The organism is Nocardia sp. 2TAF39 (assembly GCF_052114905.1).
Classification (GTDB): domain Bacteria; phylum Actinomycetota; class Actinomycetes; order Mycobacteriales; family Mycobacteriaceae; genus Nocardia.
Window position 1 is genome coordinate 38,579 of sequence record NZ_JBFRFQ010000003.1, and the last position, 22,917, is coordinate 61,495.

Genomic DNA, 22,917 nt, shown 5'->3' on the forward strand with positions numbered 1-22,917 from the left:
CCACGCCGCCCGTGAGCCAGACGTCTGGCTGATCGTCGTACCCGACAACGCCCACCTCCCCCACAGCCAACGGCTTCTCACCACCAGGGCCGCATTCGTGCGAGTCGTAACCGCCGACAGCGGCGACGGCGCCACCATCTGCCCGCCCCAATCCCCGCCTACCCCTCGACCCCACCACAACAAGCCTCCCATCCACTGGGAAGGCCGTCCCCCTGAAGGAATCCCGTGACCGCTGAACTCCTGATCTCATCAGCATTCGCCGCCGCTACAGCACCCACCATGGTGTTCGACACCGACATCGGCCACGACCTCGACGATGCTCTCGCCCTATGGATTGCAGCCCAGTCGGTTCGCAACTTGATCGTGGTCACCAACGACGAAACCAACAACAACCAACGCGCCCGGTATGCCCGCGCGCTGCTCGACCAGATGGACCGCCCCGACGTGCCGGTGGTCGCCGGCCGCACACTCGACGGCGCCGAGGACCGGTTCGTCATGCACGGACTTCTTCCCCACACCCGGCCGGTACTCACTGACCTCGTGGAGGTCGTGTCCACCGCGTGCGAGAACTCAACACAACCGCTGATCTGGGTCGGACTAGGTCCCGCGACCAACGTCGCCGAGTTCTTCATCACCTGCCCACACCACATCGATCAGATCGAGTTCACCATGATGGGCGGCTGGCTCGACAACTACCGTAACCCCAGCCGAGCGTCCCACAACCCGCGCAGGGACCCTTCCTCCTTCGGGCTCGTGCTGCGCGCCGCCCGCCGGCCACGCTGCGTGCTGTCCACCCACACCAACGTCGAGGAACTCGCCGTCACCCCCGACTCCGACCTCTACGCCTGGCTGACCGCCCTCGACGCACCGCCGGAAGTCGAACTCATCGCCGCCAACGCCACTCGCTGGTTTGACCACCGACCCTCCAGTTGGATGAACGACCCGGTCACCCTCGCCGCCGCCCTCGCAGTCCCCGCCATCGAGTTCAGCACCGAAACAGTGCGAATCGCCAAAGACGGCCGCATCTACCGCGACCCCGCCGGACGCGCCATCGAAGTCTCCACCCGCATCGACTACCCCGCCGCCCTCACGTGGCTCGCCGAACTGCTGCCCTCACCCCGTCGACGCCCTGATGTGCCTTACCAGACGGATCCCCGCCCAGCGACCTCGATACGGAACCCAACGACGCCATGACCATTTCGCGCCACCCTCACGGCCTTGGTCTACTCGAACGCGGCCGTGCTACCTACGACACAATCGCCACCCTCGCCTGTCGACGCGCATGCATCACCTCCCACGACATGCCCATCGACTACGGAACTGACCGCGAGGACACCGCGCCACCTTCGTCACGCGGCGACTGATCCCGATAGAGGCGACACCGCTCGGTCGCTCCCGGACACGACCCCGGCACATTCACAACAGGTTCGGCCACTGTTGTCCGGGTTGGATGTCGGTCACAGCCATATCCGATCCGCGCCCGGTCCTCCACGACGCAATCGTCCCCGAGAACAGTGCCTTCCTGGACGACGACCTGGTTGAACACCAGACAGCGATCCCCGATGACAACCGGCTCACCAACCGAGGACTGCCCACGCTGTGCATCGCGGATACGGGACTCCTTCGGACACCCCAGAACGCAGTGCTCCCCCACCGCCACCGCGGCACCGAATCGGACCGGTGCGTACAACCGAGCCAACCTCAATGGATCACAGCGCACTGCTCGGCCAGCCAATCGACCGTCATCCCGATCGCTTCGTCCTCCCGCTCCCGTGAATCGAACCCATGATCAGACCCGACGACCGTGTGCAGGGTCGTGACCTGCCGGGCTCGGGCCGTTTCGGCGGCGATCTCGTAGGACACGGCGCTGTCGCGATCGCCGTGCACAATCAACGCAGGGACCGCACTTGCCAGGAACTCCTCACGCGGCGAGTACCGCGCGAACTCACCGAACATCACACGACCGAGCCGGAAATCCCCGTCCACGAGCAAGAAACCTTTGTCCTGCAAGCACTTCCGCTGCTCGGGCCCGAAGTTCTCCACCCCCCACGCCAACCGAGGGTCCAGAAACGTGTGCCCCAAGTCCAGCACCGGGCTCCACAGCACCAACCGATGCAAGCCAGCCCCCAGCCACGATAGTGACAGTGCCGTCGACACAGCCCCGAAACTAGCCGCGACAATCGACAACGCTTGCCGAGGGAATTGTTCGCGTGCGTAGTTGACCGCGGCTTGCAGATCCAGGCACTCCCCCGCGACGGTCACACCTTCCTGGGTTCCACCGCTGGCTCCGTGCCCGCGAAAGGAGAACCGCAGCACATCGAACCCCGCCGACGTCAGCCGCTGCGCGAGCCGCACGAACATCTGACCGCCCTCGTCCAAGTCCACCGTGATCCCGTGGACCAACAACACCGACCCGAGGGCCGGGGTTACGGCAGTCCGATCCACCACAGCCTCCAACCGGACACCGTCTACAGACGTCAACTCGATACGCTGCACTTCCTCGGGTCCCCTCACTCGCAATACCTTGTGCCCACAGGGCATCCATGGTCTCGTGTGACACCGGCCGGGACAATTCGTCCGCCGAAGCGAACGCCATATTCACAATCGTGCGGCGGCCCCGGCGAATCGGAGCCACCCGGTGCAGCGTCGTGTTCGTCCGCATCACATACACATCCCCCGCCCCAAGCTCCAGCCGACAGCCTCGATAAGACTGCACGATCTGCGCTACATCCGGCTGCCGCTTATCCCACACGGTGTCAGGCACGCACTCCACAAACCTTCCATCCACCGGCGCCGGGCACTCGGCAACCCACACCAGCGCGAAACTGTAATCATCCCAATGCCAACCGTGCGTGTCACAAGACCACATGTGACGGGCAGGGGGACTGCATTGCATGGCGAGGCTGCACCTGCCGACGGGTGGGCATGTCGAGCCTGGCGAGCACCCGCTGAGCGCCGCGCGTCGCGAAACCGGTGAGGAGCCCGGCATCGATCTAGTCTTCGACATAGTGGACGAGCAACCGCTGTTCCTCACCTGCACCACCACCGTCGGCCAGACCGGAAGCCATGTCGATATCTCGCTGTGGCACGTGATCTGCGGCAACCGCGCTCGCCACTACCCACTCGATCCCGTCGCGTTCGACGGCGGATGATGGTGGGATCCGTACGGGCTGCCTGCGACCGTGCCGCACCTACCGCGATGTCCGGAAGCTCGACGGCATCCTGATGCCACAGACGCTGGAATGAGCGTGCTGTTGTGATGCGGGAGAACTCCGGCAGCGGCAGGTCAACTGTTGCCCGCGCCGTGCGGCAACGGTTCTCGCGCAGCTGATTCGCCTGTCGAGGCTCCGTGCGATGCTTGCAGTGGGCCACAGGCTGGACCACGTGTTGATTCGAACGGTGCACATCTGCGATCAATTCGCCGGTTTCGATTGCCTCGGTGGAGTTTTCAAGCTTTGACAGTCCGCTTACCATAGAATGCCGAGGCAACGGACCATTCATCGGGGTAGTCCGTGGCTCCGCGTCATTCGTATCTGCCGATCAGCGACAGTAGGTCAACATCGATCGCAGCGCATCAGCCAGCAACGACGTCAGGCACCGACCCTGTCGGGGGAGCAGCGCCGTGCGAGTGCACGCGATGTTCGGAGGGGGTGTTGAGGATAGATAGCAGTCTGATTCGTTCTGCGCGGAAGGCACGTGGCTGGTCACAGACGCGGTTGATCAGCGCGATGCAAGCCCAAGCCGTTCGTGACCGAATCACGCTGATGAGTCCCACCAGCCTTCGTGTCGCGCTGTCACGTTGGGAGAACGGGCATATTGCGCCCGACCACATCCACAGCGACCTTCTGAGCCGGGTCCTCGAAATCGCACCGGATGATGCAGCTCCCAGCATTCCTACCTTCGATGGTCCAGACGATGACTCGTTGTTCGCGGCGTTGACCAATCACACGAACAGTCTCCGATTGCTGGACCGCCGCCTCGGCGCTCCCGCCGTCCGCATCCAGACCGCCAGCCATGTCGCCGCGCTCGAGACGATGTGGCGAACTGCAAACGGTAGCGACAGACGCAGCATCGCTCGGGCGCAGTCCGATACTGCCGCGTTGGCGGCGTGGCAGGATCTCGATGTCGGCAACCAGGCGAGCGCATCCAAGCATTACGCAAGAGCGCGGCGGGCCGCGTCCCGGGCGGGAGATCCGATCATGCTGGCGCATGCCATCGGTGAGCATGCCATCCTTCTCGCGGAAACCGGCCATGCCACTGTCGCCTTGACACAGGTGAATTTCGCTGAGGCGTTTCCTGGGCTTCCGCCGCTGCTTCGATGCTGGTTGTCGGCAACCCGGGCACAGGTTGCCGCAGCGACTCCAGGTAACGCATCCATCGCGCGTGCCGCGCTCGCGTGCGCTGAGGCCGATCTTGCCCACTCGCGGCCTGGTGATGAAGTTGAGCTCCCCTTCATTTCGCTCGACGCAGTGCATTTGCAGCGTTGGCAGGGGCATGTCCTCGTCCGCCTTGGCGACCCTGCGGGGTCCAAGGTTTGTCGTTCTGCCTTCGATGAACTGCCGGCGGAATTCGTTCGCGCCCAGTCCGCTCAGCTCCTGGATCTGGCCGAGGGCGCCCTGGGCATCGGCGAACTCGACGAAGCGGAAAACCTTCTCAGCGTGGCGACACCTCGGATCACGCGGCTCGGCTCAGGGCGACTCAAGCGCCGACACGACTTGCTGACCAGGCGAGTCGCCAGCAACCCTGTCGCCGTATAGAGCAGCCGCCGCCAACATTCCGACAGCAGTGCCGGTACCGAGCAGCGCCCCCTTGGCCAGCAGCTCGGCCGTGGCACTGAGTGGGATCCACAGTAGTTCGGCAGCCTCTTCCGCGTCGGTCGGCGACGCAACCTGGCGTGCATCACACCCGATGTAGACGAAATGGCGGGTCTGTACTAGACCTGGCATAGGTTCGAGATCGGCCACGAGTTCGAGATCCCCGGCTTCAAACCCTGTCTCTTCCAAGAGTTCTCGGTGTGCGCACACGATCGGGTTCTCCCCGGGATCGACGATCCCGCCTGGCGATTCCAAGCCCACCGTACCGACGATCCAACGATGGCGGCGCATGAGAAGTGCGCGTCCGTACTCATCGATCGTGGTCACCGTGGCCACGGTGTTCAGACGAATCGCGTGGTGGGATCGGTGGATACCGTCTGGGGTGGTGATTTCGTTGCGGGTCACGGTCAGCCATGGCTTTCCGTCATATACGGTCCGCTCGCTGTGTACTTGGGTCTGCGGCGGCTCGATCATGCTTTCCACGCTACGGGGGTCGCGCTACCTGTTGCTACGTTCCGCGTGAGCGACATGTCGCCGATGCTGAAGGCATGTTCGACAAATTTCATTCCTACGACGGCACGCGAGCTGGTCATCATGGTGGCGAGTGCACCACCACGAGCCATGACAGCACTGTCAGGCCCCTCGGCTAGCACTACACTCGACCCTCGGCTTGTCATCCGCAGCTCACAGTTGTCGGGGCATGGCTGGCCAGCTCCCGCAACAAGCCCCTTCGCCGCTGTTTGTGGGCGTAGCACTCTTCGATCCACGGTCCGCACGAGCGGGCCTGATGCAGGAAGGACATGGCAGTCGTGACGCAGACCCGGGTCAACGCCCTTGACGAGCTCTCCTGGCGAGGACTCGTCGCACTGTCCACCGACGAGGAGGCGCTGCGCGCCTCGCTAGCGGCGGGCCCGGTGACGTATTACTGCGGTTTCGATCCGACCGCACCGAGCTTGCATATGGGCAACCTCGTCCAACTCCTCACAATGCGTAGGCTCCAGGACTTCGGACACAAGCCGATCGCGCTCGTCGGCGGCGCGACTGGCCTCATCGGCGACCCCCGGATGTCCGGGGAGCGCGTACTCAACGACCGCGAGACGGTGGCTGACTGGGTCGAGCGGATCCGTACACAAGTCGAGCGTTACCTGTCCTTCGAGGGCGAAAACGCGGCACAGGTCGTGAACAACCTCGATTGGACGTCCCCGATGTCGGCAATCGACTTTCTGCGAGACGTGGGCAAGCACTTCCGAATAAATCGCATGCTCGCCAAAGAGGCCGTTTCGGCGCGGCTGGGCAGCGAGGCGGGGATCAGCTTCACGGAGTTCTCTTACCAGCTCCTCCAAGGTATGGACTTCTACCAGCTGTACACGCGGTACGGCTGCTCACTGCAGACCGGAGGTTCGGACCAGTGGGGCAACCTGACCGCCGGTGCGGACCTGACCCACCGAGTCGAGGGTGTCAGTGTGCACGCGTTGGCGACGCCGCTGGTCACCAAAGCCGATGGGACAAAGTTCGGGAAGACAGAGGGAGGCGCGATTTGGCTCGACGCCGAGATGACCTCGCCCTACGCCTTCTATCAGTTCTGGCTCAACGCCGAGGACACCAAAGTCGGCGACTACCTCAAGATTTTCACCTTCCGAGAGCGTAGCGAGATCGAAGCACTCGAGCAGGCGGCTCGCGAACGGCCGGCACTACGCGAAGCCCAACGCGCCCTGGCAGAAGATGTCACGACGCTGGTGCACGGCAAGGACGCCATGCTTCGCGTACGGGCAGCAAGCCAAGCACTGTTCGGCGGCGGCGACCTTGCCGCACTGGACGCTGCGACGTTGCAGGACGCGGTCCGGGAGCTTCCCTCGGCCTCGGTCTCTGCTGGAGCGCACGATGTTGTCGATTTGTTCGCTGCAACAGGTCTTGTTGCGAGCAGGTCGGCTGCACGGCGTGCGGTCGCAGAAGGTGGAGCCTATGTGAACAACACGAAGGTTGCCGCAGTCGACGCGATTGTCGACAAGAACGATCTACTTCACGATCGGTGGATCCTGTTGCGCCGTGGGCGTAAATCGCTGGCGGTAGTCGAGATCGTCTGACTGCGCGCCGATCTCATCTGCTGCACCACTACCGGCAGCTGTAGGCCCGTTGTATTCGCGACGGTCGGTAGTGGTGTGCGCAGAACTCGCACCACGGCTGGCGCAAAGGAATGTGGGTGGCAAGGACGGCGAATGGCTCCCTTCAAAACACTTGTCTTAGATCTCGACAGCACGATCTACCCGGCGGACACTGCGCTGACCACGTTGATCGACGCTCGTACGACGGCCTTCCTTCAGAGGAATTCCGGTCTGACTACTGCAGAATTGGCAGTTCTCGAGGCCGAGCGCCCATCGATTCTCGACGCGCTCGACAAGCTCGGTATCCCTCGGCGCCGCTGGGCCGAGTCGGTGTACACAGACCTGCCCTACACGCAGGTTCTCCATCCTCACCCAGAGCTGCAATCCGCGCTGGCTCGGTGTCAGACCCGACGGGTTGTTGTCACACTCGCGCCGTCCGCGCACGCTGCGAGCGTCCTGGCAGCCCTGGGGGTAGCCGAGCTTATCGATGACCTCCACTCGGTCTTCGACTCCGCCGATTCCGTCAAGGACGGCATCTACGGCGCCCTATTCGCCAACGACGTCGATCCGAAGCAATCCGTCGTGATCGGCGACAACCCGCTGCTCGATCTCGAGCCCGCAGCAGCTCTGGGCTGTCGCTGCCTGCTGGTGGGCCAGCCGCGGGTCTCGCAGCCGTATCCGACATTCGCCAGCCTGCTCGACGCTCTGACTCACATTTCGGCGTGGTAACACGACCGAGCCATACCCGACGGTCCCGACAGCGTGCTACCGGTTGCTACGTTCCCGCGTGGGTCTGGCTGGTCGACCCTCAATAGATGACCTGGAATCTCGACGACATCCAGTCGATCCCCCACTCGCACAGTACTTCTCACCGCATGTTGCCGCAGAGGTGGCGATCGAGCCTCCCTTCCAACCTGATCGCGTGCCATAGAGCGTTTCCTCAGGCCGTTCGAAATCAGGAGAGGATCGCAGGACTCGCACACATCACGTTCCCATCGGACCAGACTCCCCATCGGCGGCGCACCGGATCACGATCGGCTTCTTCGAGAGGGCCTGCCCTCGTGGATGATCCGGCAGGCCGGACTGGCGGTGATCAGCTGTGATGCCCTCGATACGGGAGTTCTTCCAAGACCCCGACGACAACGACGTTGCCGAACTGCAGCGGAATCTGGCGGCACTACATCACCTCGTCGGTCGCTACATCGACACCGACGAGCCGCGGGTACAACGACATGACGAGCGGTCCTTCGGCCAGATCCTGGCAGATGAGTCGCTTCCCGCCACATCCAGTCCGCCGGATGCGGTATTGGCTGACTTGGCTCCCTACTTCCAGGGCATGATGCGCTGGAACCACCCTGGCGCGATGATCAATGTGACGCCACCGCCGACGCTCGCGTCCGTGGCGGCTGCGGCATATGTTTCGTTGTTCAATCCGAATGGCGCCCAAGACATGTCCAGCGGACTCCTGCTCGGCACCGAGCTCGCCGTCGTCAAGATGGTGTCGCAATTGGCCGGGCTCGATGTCGATAGGTCCGGCGGTATCTTCACCTTCGGAGGTAAGAGCACCAATGTCCATGCCGTGAAACACGGCATCCAACGAGCCCAGCCTGACGCGCTTCGGCTGGGAATCCATACACCTGTCCGGGTTCTGTCTTCGACCCAGGGACATCCGTGTCATGAGGAGGCGTGTGGGTGGCTGGGAATCGGCGAAGCCAGTTGCATGCGAGTTCCGACGCTGTCAGACGGCTCGATGGATCTCGATGCGTTGGACCAGGCCGTGCGGCAGACGGTGCGATCAGGTGAACAGGTTGCGACCATCTTCGCCAACGGAGGCACCACGATCCAAATGCTCGTCGACCCGATCGCCGAGATCGTGGAGTTGCGCGACGCGCTGGTCGAGGATCTCGGACTCGATTATGTCCCCCGTGTGCACGTCGACTCGGTGGTCGGTTGGGTCTGGCTGTTCTTCCGCGACTATGACTACCGATCCAACCCATGCGGTTTCCCTGCCACGACGCTCGAGAGAATCCGCCAGCAGGCGACGCGGATAGCACAGATCCGACTGGCCGACTCTTTCGGCGTCGACTTCCATAAGACCGGCTTCGCGGCCTACTCATCCAGCCTGTACGTTGCCGCCGACCGATCTGAGATCTACCGCCAGAGCGGTCTCACCGACGCCGATCACCCCATCGGTGGCGGAGGCCGAAAAGGGCTGCCCTATGAGGATCTCCACTTCGGCAACCACTCCCCGTTCCAGTACACCTTCGAACTGAGTCGCTCGATGACTGGTCCGGTGGAGGCATACGTCAACCTCAAACTACTCGGAGTCGAGGGCTACCAGCAGCTGATCGGCGGCCTGATCGTCGCCTCGCAACGATTCAGCGCCCAGCTGGCTGCCCTGGATCGCTTCGAGGTGCTCAGCGACACAGACAGCCACGGGTTCGCGGTCCTCTTCGTCGCCAAACCCGACCCGACTACCCCATCTGTCTTCGCTGATACCTGGGACCGCTCGGGGTTGGAATCGTTGGCGACCTACAACTACGAGTTCTACCGGTTCCTTTTCGAGCAACAGAGCCGCGGACGCTGCCCGATCGCCTGTGACTACTCCTCGGGCTACCACAAGCTCGTCGGCGGCGCGAAGATCGGCGTGCACAAGTCGTATCCGATGTCCCCGTTCTACGACGAGAAGACAGCGGTCGCCTTTGCTCTACTACTGGGCGAGCTGCTCGACGAGTTCGATGCACGGGCACCGGGAGCCGTCTACACCGCTGGCCCGCATGAGGCACGTCCGAAGATCTTTCGACCGGGGAGTCTGGCATGAACGACGGGCTCTACCTCTCCACCTTCTTCGACATCGGCCCCCTCAAGAACCTGCAGCGAATCAAACTGCGCCACGACCACGGCGCAGCGCTATGGGAACTCGCGGACGGCCAATTGACACTGCGCCGCTACTGGGAGTTCGAGCGGCTGAGCGGCATCAAACAGCATGCTCATGCCCTCTACGACGTCGACGCCGCACGACGCCTGCTCCAGCATCTCCTCGCAGAGGAAGGCGCTGGACTCGACGACGTAGTCGAGATCTGGGGCACGCCGGGCATCGAGACAACGACGGCCTACCAGGACACATTCGGCTCGGGCTTCGCCTTCCACGGTATGGCGCACTTGATGACCGCGATCTTCTGCCAAACCACCGACCCGTTCGGTAGCCCGGTCGTGGCCATGTCGCTTGACGCCGGCCCCGATTGCCTGTTCGAGCCGGACGCCTACGGCCGCCACTACTACCCAGGCTGCGTCATCGACGAGCGCGGGCTGCGTATGTTCCCGTGTGAGTCTCCGGGCCGCCTCTGGTCTTATGCGAGCAAAAAGTACGGGCTTCGGGAGGGGGCGCTCATGGCCCTCGCCTCGGCCAGCGACAGCACGGTCGAGCTCGATGTCGCGGAGTTCGACCAGACATCGTTGCTCGATCTGTCGGCACGCGCGTCCGCTCGAAGCATTGTCGATGAAATCGACGCCCGGGTACACGCTGCACGAAGCAGGGGTCTGTCCGCGAATAATGGTGCAGACGGGCGCCTCTCAGAACGCGACCACCATGTGAGCGCGGTGACGAAAATTGTTTCTGAGCTGTCGCTGCGTGTTGTTGCCCGCAACCTCGAGCGCGCCGAACACGAGTACGGCGCCGACTTCGGTCGCTCCCGGCTTGCTCTCGCTGGAGGGTTCGCGCTGAACTGTCCGACCAACTCACGGCTTCTGGCTGAGTATCCGTTCATGGACTATCAGATTCCACCGTGTACGAGCGACAGTGGCATCGCCTTGGGCACCGGGCTTGCCGCGTTCTATCCGACACTGCGGTCGGGAGACGTTGCGACGCGATTCGACTCGGCGTATTACGGCCAGGAACCCGGAGACGTAGCGGCCGAACTAAAAGCTGTCGAATCGCTGGTCGAGTCCGTCGAGGACGTTACCGCCCGGCAGGTCGCCGCACTGCTGGCGACAGAAGGCATCGTCGCCTGGGTCAACGGTCCGGCCGAAATCGGACCTCGGGCGCTGGGGAACAGGTCGCTGTTGGCCGACCCCCGGTCCCTCGAGGTGAAAGACCGTCTCAATGTCATCAAGCAGAGGCAGTGGTGGCGCCCCGTCGCACCCTTGGTCCTCGACGAGCACGGGGACGACTACTTCGAAAGCTACCGCCACTCGCCGTTCATGCTCCTGAACTTCCGGGCCACCGACCTCGCGTACCGCACGATACCTGGAGTTCTCCACTTGGACCGCAGCGCGCGAGTGCAATCGGTTGACTCACGAACAAATCCCGCACTCGCTGAGGTCCTGACTGCTTTCAAACGCCGGACCAGCATCCCGGTACTCGGCAACACGTCACTGAACGACGCCGGTGAGCCGATCGCGAACCGACTGTCGGAAGCCCTACATTTCGCGGCGGGCAAAGGAATCCGTTCTCTTGTCGTCAACGCCTCGACGTTGGTGCGGCTTCGCGACGCCCAAGCGGACTATTCGGGGCCTCTACCGCGGCTTCGGTCCTTCTTCGATCCGCCTAGCGACGCCGATCCGAATTCCGTTCTCGGCGTCGAGAACCCCCTCGGGCTGACGTGCCATGAACTCACCTACTTCTTCGACAACCCCGCAACGTTTCGCGGTGTCGATGTTCGACGGTCCCGAGACGCGGCACTCATCCGCGAGAAAACCGCATGCTATCTCAGAGCTAACCCCGGCGCTCTGGACAGGGGTTCATCATGAGCCTGGACGACAACCATCTCGAGTCACTCCTGCGGCACTACGCCTCGTTCGACGAACCGGATCAGGCCCGCATCCTCGCCACCGTGATCAAGAACTACCGACGCAGCATTCACGACGACGACCGTGCTCGCCAACACCGCTGGGAGTCCGAGGGACATGAACTCACGAAGACCGGAGTAGCCCTCGCCCGAGTGACAGCCATCGCCAACCAGATCAGCGGCCACACACCCGCAGTTCACAATTCACGTAGATCATCCACCCTCCTCGCCGACCTCGGAACCGCTGTAGCCGGGCAGCCTCTCACCGCCGAAGCACAATTGGGCCTAGCTGTTGCCCTACATGCAAATGGCCTTCCACCGCTGCTCACCTACGCATTCAACGCATGGCAGGTCCACGCACGCTCTCCCACCGACCTCGGTCGCCGACTCGCAGAGCTCATGGTCATGGGCCTGTACCGTCTCGCGGAGCAGACCGACCCCACCCACACCGGCCTTCTTCTAGGCTCCGGCGCTGTCGCCGAGGTAGTTCAGACACCCGATGGCCGCGTGACGAAACTGCCCAAAAACTACGCTGCACGTGTAGTGCTCCTCGCAGAAGAATTCACTAACTACCGGATCCTCGCCTGCGCAGGACTGGGTGAAAGAATCCCCCGCGACGCCAGATACGACGTATGCACGCAGTCGTTGTCTCACGAGTATGTTCGCGGACAAGACGGCGAAACCATCCTCCGCGACCGAAACGAGCTGACACCACAGCAACGCGACGATCTACGAGACCTCCACCAAAGACTGTGCGGAGTCACAGCAAAGGATGGCCTAGTCCTCGACCTTCATCCCGGAAACTTCGTTTGGGACAACCACTCCAAACGGTGGATCCTGGTCGATCTCGGGCCAGTCCCCTCCATCGGCTCCGAAGAATACTTCGATGTCTGCTTCGAGGACTACTACCAAGGAACCTGGCTGGATCGACTCGAACGTGAACAGCTCGAGCCGATCCGGTCGGTCGACTATGGGCATGAGTTAACCCGATTGCGTTGCGTAACCGACCGAGAAAACTGCCGCTCTCGATAAACAGCACCAGACAGTCTCGCAGGCGACAGCTGCCACTGCCGGTGACAGTTCTACTATGTCAGACACATTGCACCGCAACATGGTTCAGCCTCCGCCGTTGACGGGCTGAATCTCCCAATCTGGGCACGGGTCGGACGCGGCGCAACGTTATCGGTTTCTCGGCTCCCCCTCGCGGTCGAAGGCGGTGAGTGTCAGACACAGCTCAGCCAGTTTCGGCCAGGCACCGGTGCCGGTCAGGGCCTGGAAGTATCTCGCGCCTCGCACCCGTTGAGGTTCCTCGCTGACGGAGGTGACCAGACCTGCGTCCCGGAGCCTTTGAAGTATTGGCCTTACCACGCTGTCCGGAAGGCCAGTCGCCCCGGCGATCTGCCGATTAGTGAACTCTGCGGCCACGAGGCCACTGCTGATTGCGTGTACGACTGTTACCAGGTGGCGGTTGTTGAACAGCGCTGCCGACCTGTCGGCGTGTGGACCGTCAAGAGGCAACGTCACGTAGATATGGTGACACGTATAGCTATCCACGTCACGGTAGGATCCGTCCATGCCGATCGCAGCCACCACTGCCTCGCCGCCCGTCACCAGCCGCGCCGCAAGCCTGCGGCGCGGCCGTCCACTTGAGAAGATTCGCGTCGGCGGCCGGTCATACAACATCACCCCGGTGTTCGACACATACTGGAGGTTCGCGGCGGCACGGCAGTCGGTCTACGAGGCGAGGTTGGCGGGAGCTCCGGGACCGTGGACCGACGATCCGATTCTTCGTAACCATCGATTCACCAACTGCTATCGCGCAGCTGATCGAGTCAGCCAGTACCTGATTCGACAGGTCGCTTACCAGGGGCCGCAGGACATCGACAACCTCGTGTTCCGGGTCTTGCTGTTCAAGATGTTCAATAAGATCTCGACTTGGGCATTGCTCGAGGAACAGCTAGGCCCGCTGACTGTCGATACATTCGATGTCGTCAGGTACCGCGAAGTGCTCGATACAGCCTTCGCGGCCGGACAGCGCGTGTACTCTGCGGCATACGTCATCCCACCGCCTTCACTGGGCGAACAGCGCAAGCATGCCAACCATCTGCGCCTGCTCTCGCGGATGATCGACGATCAGCTTCCCCGGAAGGTGGGATCGGCCGCGTCGATGCAAAGCGTGTTCGCGCTGTTGCGGACGTATCCAGCGATCGGGGACTTCCTCGCATTCCAGTTCACCATCGACCTGAATTACACCACTGTGCTGACCTTCGACGAGATGGACTTCGTCGTCGCCGGACCCGGCGCTCGTGACGGGGTGCGCAAGTGTTTCGGGCCATCCGCGGCGGGACACGAGGTCGAGCTAATCGAATACATGGCTGCTGGCCAGGAGGAACACTTCGACAGACTTGGCCTGCAATTCAGGGGATTGTTCGGCCGTCGGTTACAGCTCATCGACTGCCAGAACCTGTTCTGCGAGGTCGACAAGTACGCGCGGGTCGCCCACCCAGGCATCAGCGGTCACACCGGCCGGACCCGGATCAAGCAGAAGTTCACGCCGGTGCCGACGGCGACACCGGCTTGGTTCCCACCGAAGTGGGGATTGCACTACGACGCCCCGACCTCTCTGCGTAATGCGCGCCTCTAGGGCAGTTTCACCTCAGCAACGATCGGAGCGACATGGAACTTCCAACACAGCATCAGGATCGCGAACTGCTGCTTGTCGTTCGGGCACTTGAACGGCTCACTGTTCGAGTCGAAGCCCAGTTCAATCCCGAATTGGTCGAAGGCGGGGACCAGGAACCTTCAGGTGATCGACTCCTGGCCTACGCGAGGTCGTGCCGGGAGGTACTCGACGACCCGGCCTTGGCGCGCCGCCTGGGCGCCGGCAACCCTCGCTGGTGACCACCTCCCCCACGGTGTGAGATCTCCGGACGCCCTCAACCTCCATCGTCGGCGCTGGCCGCCGTTGGTCTGACACCTAATCAAGCCGACTGGCGGTCACCACAACTCCCATGCCTGATTCCAGCTTGTGACACCGAGATCGTCGGCGAGCATTCGCAATGAGGCGGCGAGATCTTTCCGCAGATGGTCCACATGAGCGAGCCCGACGACCACGGTCAGGGTTCCGGGACTGACACCCGTTTGGTCCGCAATGTAGGTAAGTAGACGGCTGATACCGAGGTAGTTGCCGTAGCCGCGCTGAACCAAGTACTGGCTGCGGTAGTGGGCCACAGCGTGTAGTTGCGAGCCATCGAGCTGAAACGATAGAAGTGACAAGCACGGGAAGGCCATGGCCGAGGTGTCTCGCGCGGGCACAACAACCGGGACCGTGCCGTCGACGTCAGGTACGGCGAGCATCGCCTCGTATCGGGCACGCTTCGGTCCCCGGCCTGACCGCTCTCTGCTCAAGGTGTTGATGATGCGGGCAAGTTGGTTGACAGATCTTCCGTCGGCGGCTGGATAGTCCACCAGCCGTTGGAAGTACGTCCCCTTGCTGTTATTCGAATCTAGGCGTTTCAGCTGGGGGACAAGGTCACGGTAGCGGGCGGCCAGCTCGACAGGATCAGAGTTCTGTTTGGCGATCGCGGCCGGAAAGATCGTGTTGGCAACGGTGCTAACCGGTTGTAGTTCAGCCTCGGTGAGCAGACAGTCAGCAGCGTTTCGGATACGCGGCTCCTCAGCCTTGCCGGCATCGCCGATACGGGTGACCGTGTGAAACGCCGCCTTGCCAGCAGCGTTGACTGCAAGGGTGGTCGCCAGCCAGGCAGTGGATAGATCGGGAGCACTGAGATGGATCGGTTCGCTCACAGACTGATTCCTGTCGATATCGGGGACGCTGTCGAACGGAGATAGATGCCGTGGGGGTGGGGTTCGGGTACGACGGTGATCGCCGCGCTGCTGGTCTCGATCACGGCGGTGCCGGTATGTCCTTCCTCAGGCTTCTCGCAGCGCAGCACAGTGTCACCGCCCTCAGTTCGACCGGCAGTCTCCACCGGGCCGGCGATGCTGCAGACGCGGTGAGGTCGAGGAACGATCAGCAGGTCCCCTGGACTGGCATATAGGGCTCGTTCAGAGCCCCTTCCGAGGTGCCAGACGTCAGCGTCGCGCGTTGACTCGATCAGCTCTCCGGCCAATGCCCGCTTGAACTTGCCAGGTGCGATCTTCGCCCACTCACGCGCGCTCATCTGGCCGACCAATCGCAACGCAACCAACTGCCGGACAGTCGCCGCGTACGTCGTACCCAAGTGCAGGGAAAGCTGATATGCCTGCACTGGTGTAGCGAGACCGGACAGCCCCAGACTGGCCAGCGTCGCTCTGACCCCGCGATGTGGCATCAAGAACCAGGCAGCGAAAGCCTCGGCCGCTTGCTCATTCGGTTGCCGCCGGTGCTCGGCAGGCGCCAGCCCGAGTGGGTCGGCGTCGTCGCTGTCGGGATCGGCGGTGGTCGAATGTTTCAGACGATGGTGCCCGAGTTCGTGCGCCGCGGTGTGGCGTCGGACAGCGCGAGTGAGCGTTTCGTTGATCAACACACCTCGTTGGTCGGCCAAATACACACCAGACAGGCCAGCCAGTTCTTGCCACATCAAGCACAACCCCGCGCGGTCGATTGCAGCGGCTACCTGGATCGGGGTGTCAGTCGGATCGACGTCGAGGTCCCCGTGCGCCTGGGCCGCCGCGACGGACGCGATCCGGTTTGCCACCTGCCAGGACATTGGTTCCTTCCCTATACACGGTCGGATCGGTTGGCGTAGTTGAGGAATTCGGCGAACTTGCGGACCTGTTCACGGTCCTTGGTTGTCAGATCGTCCATCAATCGACCCAGCACAGCGTTCGGATGTTCGGTGGGAGCGCCACTACTGAGGAAATAGTCAGTCGGGTACTGAAACAACCGGGCCAGCTTCGCCAGCTCCAAGCTGTCAACCTTTCGGTTACCCCGCTCGATCTCCGAGATCGCCGGCCTGGGGATTCCGGTCGCGGAGCTGACGTACTGCTGGGACAGCCCCAGGTATTCACGCGTTTCTCTGAGCCGCTGCGCTAGCTCGAGCTGCCCGACTTCCGGTTCCGGATTGCTCACGGTGCCTCCTATCATTGCGATTGCGGATTCTGTTGCTGAACCAGAACGGCCTGCGCGAGACCACGCACCGACCGCATCGCGGTCGCGGTCTCCTCCGTGGCGGGCAGGGTCACGCCGGTCGCCTGCTGGAGGCGGACCAGAACGTCGACCGCGAGCAGTGAATCGATCGGCATATCAGCGCCGAGTTCGAGCAGCTCGACGCGGAGCAATCCTGGATCGATTCCGGCATCCTCAGCCAGCAGCTCCACGATGCGGTCGGCCACGTCTTGTTCTGTCACGCCACCCTCCAGGCATTGTCAGCTTTCCTGTCATCGTGTTCGATGGTACAACATTGAAGGGAAATCAGACAGCCTGTCAGAACTTCCAACGGGAGGGCGTATGAAGTTCACCGAGTTCCAGCATCGAGCCAAGCAAACCGACCAATCCGACTACGAGAACCATCTCCTTGGCCTCAGCGCTGGCGCTGGGTCGGTGGCCGCGGTAGCCAAAACCAGGAAGGACTACGGCGAGTCTTTCAGCGGCTTCCGCAAGCAGATGCGCGAGGAACTCGGCGATGTGCTGTGGTACGTCGCTGCGATCGCCAACGATCTTGATCTCGACCTCGACGACGTCGCCAAGGCAAATCTTCACCGCACGCATACTCGGTGGGAGACAACGTCGCCGCATCCTCTTGACGCCGACTCCCCAGCCAGCGAGCAGCTGCCGCGACGCGGCACCTATGAATTCCGGCAGCAGATCAACGACGCCGGCCGCCCTGAGGTCTCGGTCACCTTCGCCGGCAGACAGGTCGGCGACCCGTTGACCGACAACGCACTCAATGGTGACGGCTACCGGTTCCACGACGTGTTCCACCTGGCCTATTCCACCGTTCTCGGATGGTCGCCGGTAACACGCGCCTTGCTGAAACGGAAACGCAAGTCTGTCGCCGACATCGATGAAGCGCAGGACGGTGGCCGTGGGATCGTGATCGAGGAAGGAGTTGCAGCGTTCGCCTTCGCCTATGGCGAAATCCACAACCGTCTCGAGGGCATCGCACGTCTCGACCATACGTTCCTCGACTCGATCGTCATGATGACGTCGATGCTGGAGGTTGGCGTTCGCTCACATGCAGACTGGGAGTCCGCGATCATTCAGGGGTACAACATGTTTCGTGAGCTTCTGACCCACGAGGGCGGAACAGTCGATTTCGACGCTGACCAACAGCGACTGTGGTTCACGCCGCCGTCCTATCCGGCTACGCCCTCAAACGGGCGGGCCACGAACTCAGCAGACTCGTCCATACCGGGAGTCTGCTGACTGCTGACACTGCACCACCGGAACCCCAAGGGGTTGAGGAAAAGCGAAAGTACCAGCCGCTTGAACGATTTCGCGAGCTCCTGATTGCAGCTCCAACGATCGCCGTGTTGGGCGAATCTTGTTGACGACGTCGGCTCACGGTAGCGCACATCGCGGAGGAATTCAGTAGGGCATGGCCAGACCACGCGCGTATCCTCCGACGACGCGCTACAGCGTCTCTGCGCCTCCGGAGCTTCTCGAGCGGATGGCCGAACTGGCCCTGCTGCTGCACGGCTGTCGCGAAGCCTTCCTGCGGATCACCCACGACCACCACTGGAGACCAGCCGCGGGTTCAATTGCGGCGGCAGACCTAGCTGCATATGTCAATTTCTGCCGAGACGGCTCCCCGAATCCCCAGATTCACACCATCCCACCGTCGGCAGCGAAACGCAGGAGCGTGTCAACGGCCCCGCACGCTAGAGGATCGAGAACCACGATCAGCGTCCATAGCGCAATCCATTGCACCCAAGTGGATCAACACACCCAAGATCGCTGAGTAGGCGGCGGCTGCCGCTCCGTTCCCCGGACCTCTCGCCGAACCCGCCGTGCGCCTCTCAATGACGTCGGGTCGGGGCGGTGCTCGACCAACAGTGTTATCGCCGTGGCCAGCATCGTGCAGCCGTTCCAACCCGACAGCAACACCGCTTCGGTGTCTTTCACGTCGGCTCGGGGACCATTGCAGGGTTCGAAACCCCGGTGAATGACGACAATCCCGCGTCCACCGGAGCCGACGGAGGGAAGGTGACCGGTAGTTCCTGGAGGGCTCGGTGGAACGGGCCGGGTCTCCAGACCAGCTTCTGCGCGGGTACGGCCAGCTGTATGTCGGGCAGGGCATCGAGCAGTTGATTGATGGCGTGTTCGGCCATGAGGTACGCCACGTCCTTGGCAGGGCAGACGTGCGGTCCAGCGCCCCACGCGAGATGGGAGCGGTTGCCGGTGCGGTCGCCACCGGCGCTGGCGGGGTCGCGGTTACAGGCGGCGAGGCTGATGAGGACAGGTTGATCTGCTGGTATCCAGGTCTGGTCGACCATGGTCGGCTGGCGTGGGTAGGTGGGGCAGAAGTTCGCCATCGGTGGGTCGGTGAACAACACCTCGTCGAGCGCGTCGCGGGTCGACAGGCTGCCGGAAAGAAGACCGCCGCCGAACCGCTCATCGGTAAGCATCAACAGCAGGGTGTTGGTGATGAGGTTGCGTGTCGGTTCGATGCCGGCGCCGTAAAGGCTCATCAGCTGGGCGAGCATCTCCGCATCGGTGAGGTTTTCCTTATGGTGCGCCAGCCGTGAGGTGATGTCATCGCCGGGATGGGCGCGTTTGTGCCGGATCAGCTTCATCAGCGCCGTCTCCAGCCTGGCCATACCGGCGGCGGCATCACGGCCGGAATCGAAGCGGGCTGCCATACCGGCCGCGATTTCGTGTCCCATCTCTGCCGAGCAGCCGATGATCCGGTTGAGGACTCCGAAGGCGAGCGGGAATGCGTAGTCGGCGGCCACGTCGGCGGCCCCGTTCCCGCAGAAGGTGTTGATCTGTGGGATAGCTAATGCCTCGACCATGGTGTCCAGGCTGTGCAGATCGATCCCTGAGATGCCGGCGACCGAGGCGTGCCGGTAGCGGTCGTGCGCCGACCCGTCGTGGAATCGTGCGGCTGGCTGCCACCCCAGCATCGCCCGAATGGGTGAGTCCTGCGGGATGGTCTTCTCCCACTTTCGCGGGTCGGCTGGGAAATGGGCTGGGTCTTGCAGGATCTTGACAGCCGTGCGGTAGTGAAGGACCAATGTCGCCGAGATACCCTCTGCGAGTTCGACCCGCGCCAACGGCCCGAACTGCTCACGCATCCACCGGTAGGTGCCGTGCGGGTCGGCAGCGAACTGCGGGCTGTAGAGCGAGACTCGGGGGTCGTCGCCGGTATCGAAGGGCGATCCGTGCTCGACGGGGCATCCGCCAGACGTTGTGGGGTGAGGCGGGGGCGGTGGGGTGGTCATGAATGTGACTCCAGAAGGGATGCAGAGGGTGACCGGCAGCGCTGCGCATGTCGCGAAGGCCGCGGTGATCGCGCGATAGCTCGGTTCCGGCTGATGACCTGTTGCCGTGGTTGACGGCAAGCGAATGCGGCCCGTCCGCGTTTGCCGTGGTCAGGTCAGGAGGGTGCCGAGGGTGGTGAGAAGTGTTTCCTGCTCGGGCAATCCGCGTAGCTCGTGGATGTGGCCGTCGGGGCGCAGCAGGCACAGGGTGTCGGTGTCGTCGGCGCCGTACAGCTTGTGGGCGTCGTCGTTATCGGCGATGACGGCACCGGCCGGTGCGGCGCCGCGCTGATCGGGCGATGTGATCACCGAAACCCGCACTCGCTCGCCGAAACGCTGCGCGACCCGGGTGCGCAATGCTGTCAACGTTGGCGTCGACTGAGCGGTGCGTTGGAATGCCAGCACCGTATGCCCGGGATGGCGCAGCAGTTCATGCACGCTCTGCCGGGAGGTGAGCGCAACGTCGGGGGCGCGGTCTCCCGCGACGAGGCCAGCGCGCGGGGTGATGCCCGCGATGTCGGAGGCTGTGTGCCGATACGTGGTGGAGATTCCGGAAATCCCCTGCACTGCTTGCTGGATGAAGTCCGGCTCTCGCAGGATCGCGAGGCGGTGATCGATCGGCGTGTCGTGCGCCATGAGCAGGTCATGGAGCCGTTTCGTCCGTTCGATCACCTGCTCGGCGACCGGGATCCGTTCTTGCGCATATCTGTCGAGGATCGCCTCAGGGGCGTCTCCCCTGGCGACCAGCGCGAGGCGCCACCCGAGATTGACCGCATCCTGCAAGCCCAGATTCATGCCCTGCGCGCCGGCGGGTGAATGGAGGTGGGCGGCATCGCCAGCCAGAAACACATTTCCGCGCCGGTAGCGATCGGCGATGCGATTGCGGATGTAGAAGTTCGCCGACCCTTCTGACTCTCCCAGGGTGACCGTTCCGCAGAAGCGATCATCGAGCGCCCGCTGGAACGCCTCGCCTGTGATTTCGGTGTCGGGGTTCTCACTCAGGTCGCTGACCAATATCCGGTAGTTGGGGCCGGGAAGGTTGATGAGCAGCAACATGCTTCGGTCACCGACGAAGTAGTCCAGACCGTCATCGGACAACGTGAGCCCTGTCAACGGTGCGTCGGTCATGCGCATCTGGCTTGCGGTGTACTCGCCGCCTTCGAAGGCGATGCCCATGTGGTGCCGGACCGTGCTGTGCAGCCCATCGCACCCGATCAGCCACTCGGGATGCAGTACTTCCTCACGACCGTCGACTGTGTTGACCAGATGTGCAGTGATGTCACCAGCAATGTCGGTGGTGACCGACCGCAGTTCGGTGTTCCATTCAACTGCACCTTCCAACGAGGCCAGATGATCGTCCAGGATCTGCTCGATGACGTTCTGGGGGATGTTAAGCATGAAAGGGAAGCGGCTGTCCAATTGCGTGAAGTCCAGCCGCGCAACCTCGTCCACTGCCTGGAAGTGATAGTTCATCGAGAAGGCGAGTCGCCCCTGATTCACGAACTGGTCGGCGATCCCGGCCTGATCCAGCAGCTCCAAGGTGCGAGCATGGGCGACGCAGGCGCGCGTCGTCTGCGCGGGCCCGCTCGACCGCTCGATCACTCGGCAGGCCACTCCGCGGCGCCGCAACTGGATGGCGAGCATCCGCCCGACCGGTCCTGCGCCGACGATGACGATCCGGTTGCGGGCAACGGAATCTTGAGACATGAGTTGGCCTTCCTGTTCCGATTTACGGTTTGCGGGCGACCGCGCCGTAGGCGGAGATCTCGCGGACCTCACCCACCTCGGTCACGCCTGAGCGCCATCGGGTAATGGACACGAAGCCGGGTTCCACCAGCTCCAGGCCGTCGAAGACGGCTTCGATCTGTGCTTGCGGGCGAGGGAAATAGGGGGTGGCGCCGGTGTGGGTGTAGTTCTCGCACAAGGTGACGTACGCCTTGCTGTCGTCGGTGCCGTCCCACATCGCCAGGTAGCTGCCCGCCGGCACGGCGTCCATGACGGTGTGCACGATGCGCAGCAGCTCGTCATAGGTCTTGGCGTAGCCGAGCACACCCATGAACATGACGGCGATCGGCTCGGTGAAATTCAGGACGTTCTCGGCGTCGGAGATGATCCGTTCGGGGTCGTGGTAGTCGGCGTCGATGCAGGTGACCACGCCCTGCGGTGTGGTGCTGGTGAGCAGTGCCCGCGCGTGGGTGAGGACCAGCGGGTCGTTGTCGACGTAGACAATCCGGGACTCGGGCGCGACAGCTTGGGCGAGCTCATGGGTGTTCTGCCTCGTCGGCAGACCTGTTCCGACGTCGAGGAATTGGGTCACCGCGGCTTCTGCGGCGAGGTAGCGCACCGCGCGGGTGAGGAACTGCCGTGACTGCACCGCCATCGTCGTGATGTCGGGATCGGCTTCGACGCCGGCATCGCCTGTGATGCGGTCGATCTCGTAGTAGTCCTTGCCGCCCATCCAGTAGTTCCAGATCCGCGCCGAGTGCGGGATATCGGTCCGGACGAGGGAGAAACCGTCACCGAGTACTGCCGCCATGTGGTTGTCCCTCCTGCTGTTTCGACACCGCGAGACGCCGGTGACGATCAGCGTCTAGCGCCGATGCGATCTGCGATAGATGAGAGGACACCGCGCAGCATGGCGGGCGCGCTCACGCTCATCGCCGCTGGTCAAGCAAGATTCGTGGAACAGACGGTTGCAGTGATGGAGGCGGGCTCTCATCTTGAGATCCAGCACGCGAAGTGATCACCGCATGCCGGGATTGCCGGTGTGCTCGCCGGAGTCGGGCT

General features: G+C 63.0%; 19 protein-coding genes and 1 pseudogene. 10 read left to right on the top strand and 10 right to left on the bottom strand.

Features of this window, described 5'->3' with window-relative positions; translation table 11 throughout:
• Positions 1–225 precede the first annotated feature (225 nt).
• Positions 226–1,194 carry a nucleoside hydrolase gene (locus AB4Z47_RS02770; protein ID WP_441947582.1) on the top strand — a complete coding sequence of 323 codons (969 nt, stop codon included), beginning with the start codon at positions 226–228 and terminating at the stop codon, positions 1,192–1,194.
• Positions 1,195–1,701: 507 nt separating this feature from the next.
• Here the strand turns inward: AB4Z47_RS02770 and AB4Z47_RS02775 are convergent.
• Both AB4Z47_RS02775 and AB4Z47_RS02780 read right to left on the bottom strand, forming a co-directional pair.
• Complete coding sequence (locus AB4Z47_RS02775; protein ID WP_441947583.1) at positions 1,702–2,514, bottom strand: alpha/beta hydrolase family protein; 813 nt, start codon at positions 2,512–2,514, stop codon at positions 1,702–1,704.
• A 25-nt stretch (positions 2,515–2,539) separates the two neighbouring features.
• Positions 2,540–3,007 (bottom strand): annotated as a pseudogene (locus AB4Z47_RS02780) (HalD/BesD family halogenase); the annotation flags it as partial.
• Here AB4Z47_RS02780 and AB4Z47_RS02785 point away from each other — a divergent pair.
• Both AB4Z47_RS02785 and AB4Z47_RS02790 read left to right on the top strand, forming a co-directional pair.
• Positions 2,895–3,152 (top strand): NUDIX domain-containing protein, encoded by a 258-nt coding sequence (locus tag AB4Z47_RS02785; RefSeq protein WP_441947584.1) that lies wholly within the window; start codon positions 2,895–2,897, stop codon positions 3,150–3,152. The pseudogene AB4Z47_RS02780 and the gene AB4Z47_RS02785 sit on opposite strands and share 113 nt — an antisense overlap.
• Positions 3,153–3,962: 810 nt before the next feature.
• Positions 3,963–4,757, top strand: a complete 795-nt coding sequence (locus AB4Z47_RS02790) for a hypothetical protein (RefSeq protein ID WP_441947585.1) — start codon at positions 3,963–3,965, stop codon at positions 4,755–4,757.
• Here the strand turns inward: AB4Z47_RS02790 and AB4Z47_RS02795 are convergent.
• Positions 4,689–5,288, bottom strand: a complete 600-nt coding sequence (locus tag AB4Z47_RS02795) for an NUDIX hydrolase (RefSeq protein ID WP_441947586.1) — start codon at positions 5,286–5,288, stop codon at positions 4,689–4,691. The two genes, AB4Z47_RS02790 and AB4Z47_RS02795, sit on opposite strands and share 69 nt — an antisense overlap.
• Positions 5,289–5,614: 326 nt before the next feature.
• Between AB4Z47_RS02795 and tyrS the strand changes: the two genes are divergently transcribed.
• From tyrS to AB4Z47_RS02825, 6 genes are all read left to right on the top strand, one after another.
• Positions 5,615–6,898 (top strand): tyrosine--tRNA ligase, encoded by a 1,284-nt coding sequence (tyrS, locus tag AB4Z47_RS02800; RefSeq protein WP_441947587.1) that lies wholly within the window; start codon positions 5,615–5,617, stop codon positions 6,896–6,898.
• A gap of 132 nt (positions 6,899–7,030) precedes the next feature.
• Positions 7,031–7,645 carry an HAD family hydrolase gene (locus tag AB4Z47_RS02805; RefSeq protein ID WP_441947588.1) on the top strand — a complete coding sequence of 205 codons (615 nt, stop codon included), beginning with the start codon at positions 7,031–7,033 and terminating at the stop codon, positions 7,643–7,645.
• 373 nt (positions 7,646–8,018) lie between these two features.
• Complete coding sequence (locus AB4Z47_RS02810) at positions 8,019–9,737, top strand: pyridoxal phosphate-dependent decarboxylase family protein (protein WP_441947589.1); 1,719 nt, start codon at positions 8,019–8,021, stop codon at positions 9,735–9,737.
• A complete protein-coding gene (locus tag AB4Z47_RS02815) occupies positions 9,734–11,665 on the top strand; it encodes a carbamoyltransferase C-terminal domain-containing protein (protein ID WP_441947590.1) in 1,932 nt (643 codons plus the stop codon). Before AB4Z47_RS02810 ends, AB4Z47_RS02815 begins: the two co-directional genes overlap by 4 nt.
• Positions 11,662–12,735, top strand: coding sequence for a hypothetical protein (locus tag AB4Z47_RS02820; protein ID WP_441947591.1), 1,074 nt, complete (start codon positions 11,662–11,664; stop codon positions 12,733–12,735). The genes AB4Z47_RS02815 and AB4Z47_RS02820 overlap by 4 nt, the downstream gene beginning before the upstream one ends.
• A 541-nt stretch (positions 12,736–13,276) precedes the next feature.
• Positions 13,277–14,347 (top strand): nucleotide kinase domain-containing protein, encoded by a 1,071-nt coding sequence (locus tag AB4Z47_RS02825; RefSeq protein ID WP_441947592.1) that lies wholly within the window; start codon positions 13,277–13,279, stop codon positions 14,345–14,347.
• A 353-nt stretch (positions 14,348–14,700) separates the two neighbouring features.
• Here the strand turns inward: AB4Z47_RS02825 and AB4Z47_RS02830 are convergent, their stop codons facing one another.
• Genes AB4Z47_RS02830 through AB4Z47_RS02845 form a run of 4 tightly spaced genes read right to left on the bottom strand, consistent with a single transcriptional unit; the run spans position 14,701 to position 17,055 of the window.
• Entirely contained in the window at positions 14,701–15,510 is an 810-nt protein-coding gene (locus tag AB4Z47_RS02830) for a thymidylate synthase (RefSeq protein ID WP_441947593.1), read from the bottom strand.
• Positions 15,507–16,415 (bottom strand): ImmA/IrrE family metallo-endopeptidase, encoded by a 909-nt coding sequence (locus AB4Z47_RS02835; protein ID WP_441947594.1) that lies wholly within the window; start codon positions 16,413–16,415, stop codon positions 15,507–15,509. Before AB4Z47_RS02835 ends, AB4Z47_RS02830 begins: the two co-directional genes overlap by 4 nt.
• 11 nt (positions 16,416–16,426) lie before the next feature.
• Positions 16,427–16,777 carry a helix-turn-helix domain-containing protein gene (locus AB4Z47_RS02840; RefSeq protein ID WP_441947595.1) on the bottom strand — a complete coding sequence of 117 codons (351 nt, stop codon included), beginning with the start codon at positions 16,775–16,777 and terminating at the stop codon, positions 16,427–16,429.
• Between the two features lie 11 nt (positions 16,778–16,788).
• Entirely contained in the window at positions 16,789–17,055 is a 267-nt protein-coding gene (locus AB4Z47_RS02845) for an acyl carrier protein (RefSeq protein WP_441947596.1), read from the bottom strand.
• A gap of 100 nt (positions 17,056–17,155) precedes the next feature.
• Between AB4Z47_RS02845 and AB4Z47_RS02850 the strand changes: the two genes are divergently transcribed.
• Positions 17,156–18,073, top strand: coding sequence for a MazG nucleotide pyrophosphohydrolase domain-containing protein (locus AB4Z47_RS02850; protein ID WP_441947597.1), 918 nt, complete (start codon positions 17,156–17,158; stop codon positions 18,071–18,073).
• Positions 18,074–18,768: 695 nt separating this feature from the next.
• Here the strand turns inward: AB4Z47_RS02850 and AB4Z47_RS02855 are convergent.
• The 3 genes from AB4Z47_RS02855 to AB4Z47_RS02865 all read right to left on the bottom strand — a co-directional run bounded on the left by AB4Z47_RS02855 (position 18,769) and on the right by AB4Z47_RS02865 (position 22,666).
• The gene (locus AB4Z47_RS02855; protein WP_441947598.1) at positions 18,769–20,091 is read right to left on the bottom strand and encodes a cytochrome P450; all 1,323 of its coding nucleotides are present in this window, start codon (positions 20,089–20,091) and stop codon (positions 18,769–18,771) included.
• Between the two features lie 150 nt (positions 20,092–20,241).
• Positions 20,242–21,837 carry an FAD-dependent monooxygenase gene (locus tag AB4Z47_RS02860; RefSeq protein WP_441947599.1) on the bottom strand — a complete coding sequence of 532 codons (1,596 nt, stop codon included), beginning with the start codon at positions 21,835–21,837 and terminating at the stop codon, positions 20,242–20,244.
• Between the two features lie 22 nt (positions 21,838–21,859).
• On the bottom strand, positions 21,860–22,666 hold the full coding sequence (locus tag AB4Z47_RS02865; RefSeq protein ID WP_441947600.1) for an SAM-dependent methyltransferase: 807 nt from the start codon (positions 22,664–22,666) through the stop codon (positions 21,860–21,862).
• Positions 22,667–22,917: the final 251 nt, after the last annotated feature.

Coding starts and splice junctions, on each gene's coding strand:
- AB4Z47_RS02860 (WP_441947599.1), bottom strand. CDS start 21,837: ATGTCTCAAGATTCCGTTGCCCGCAACCGGATCGTCATCGTCGGCGCA.
- AB4Z47_RS02850 (WP_441947597.1), top strand. CDS start 17,156: ATGAAGTTCACCGAGTTCCAGCATCGAGCCAAGCAAACCGACCAATCC.
- AB4Z47_RS02795 (WP_441947586.1), bottom strand. CDS start 5,288: ATGATCGAGCCGCCGCAGACCCAAGTACACAGCGAGCGGACCGTATAT.
- tyrS (WP_441947587.1), top strand. CDS start 5,615: ATGGCAGTCGTGACGCAGACCCGGGTCAACGCCCTTGACGAGCTCTCC.
- AB4Z47_RS02825 (WP_441947592.1), top strand. CDS start 13,277: ATGCCGATCGCAGCCACCACTGCCTCGCCGCCCGTCACCAGCCGCGCC.
- AB4Z47_RS02855 (WP_441947598.1), bottom strand. CDS start 20,091: ATGACCACCCCACCGCCCCCGCCTCACCCCACAACGTCTGGCGGATGC.
- AB4Z47_RS02810 (WP_441947589.1), top strand. CDS start 8,019: ATGCCCTCGATACGGGAGTTCTTCCAAGACCCCGACGACAACGACGTT.
- AB4Z47_RS02805 (WP_441947588.1), top strand. CDS start 7,031: ATGGCTCCCTTCAAAACACTTGTCTTAGATCTCGACAGCACGATCTAC.
- AB4Z47_RS02820 (WP_441947591.1), top strand. CDS start 11,662: ATGAGCCTGGACGACAACCATCTCGAGTCACTCCTGCGGCACTACGCC.
- AB4Z47_RS02785 (WP_441947584.1), top strand. CDS start 2,895: ATGGCGAGGCTGCACCTGCCGACGGGTGGGCATGTCGAGCCTGGCGAG.
- AB4Z47_RS02815 (WP_441947590.1), top strand. CDS start 9,734: ATGAACGACGGGCTCTACCTCTCCACCTTCTTCGACATCGGCCCCCTC.
- AB4Z47_RS02835 (WP_441947594.1), bottom strand. CDS start 16,415: ATGTCCTGGCAGGTGGCAAACCGGATCGCGTCCGTCGCGGCGGCCCAG.
- AB4Z47_RS02865 (WP_441947600.1), bottom strand. CDS start 22,666: ATGGCGGCAGTACTCGGTGACGGTTTCTCCCTCGTCCGGACCGATATC.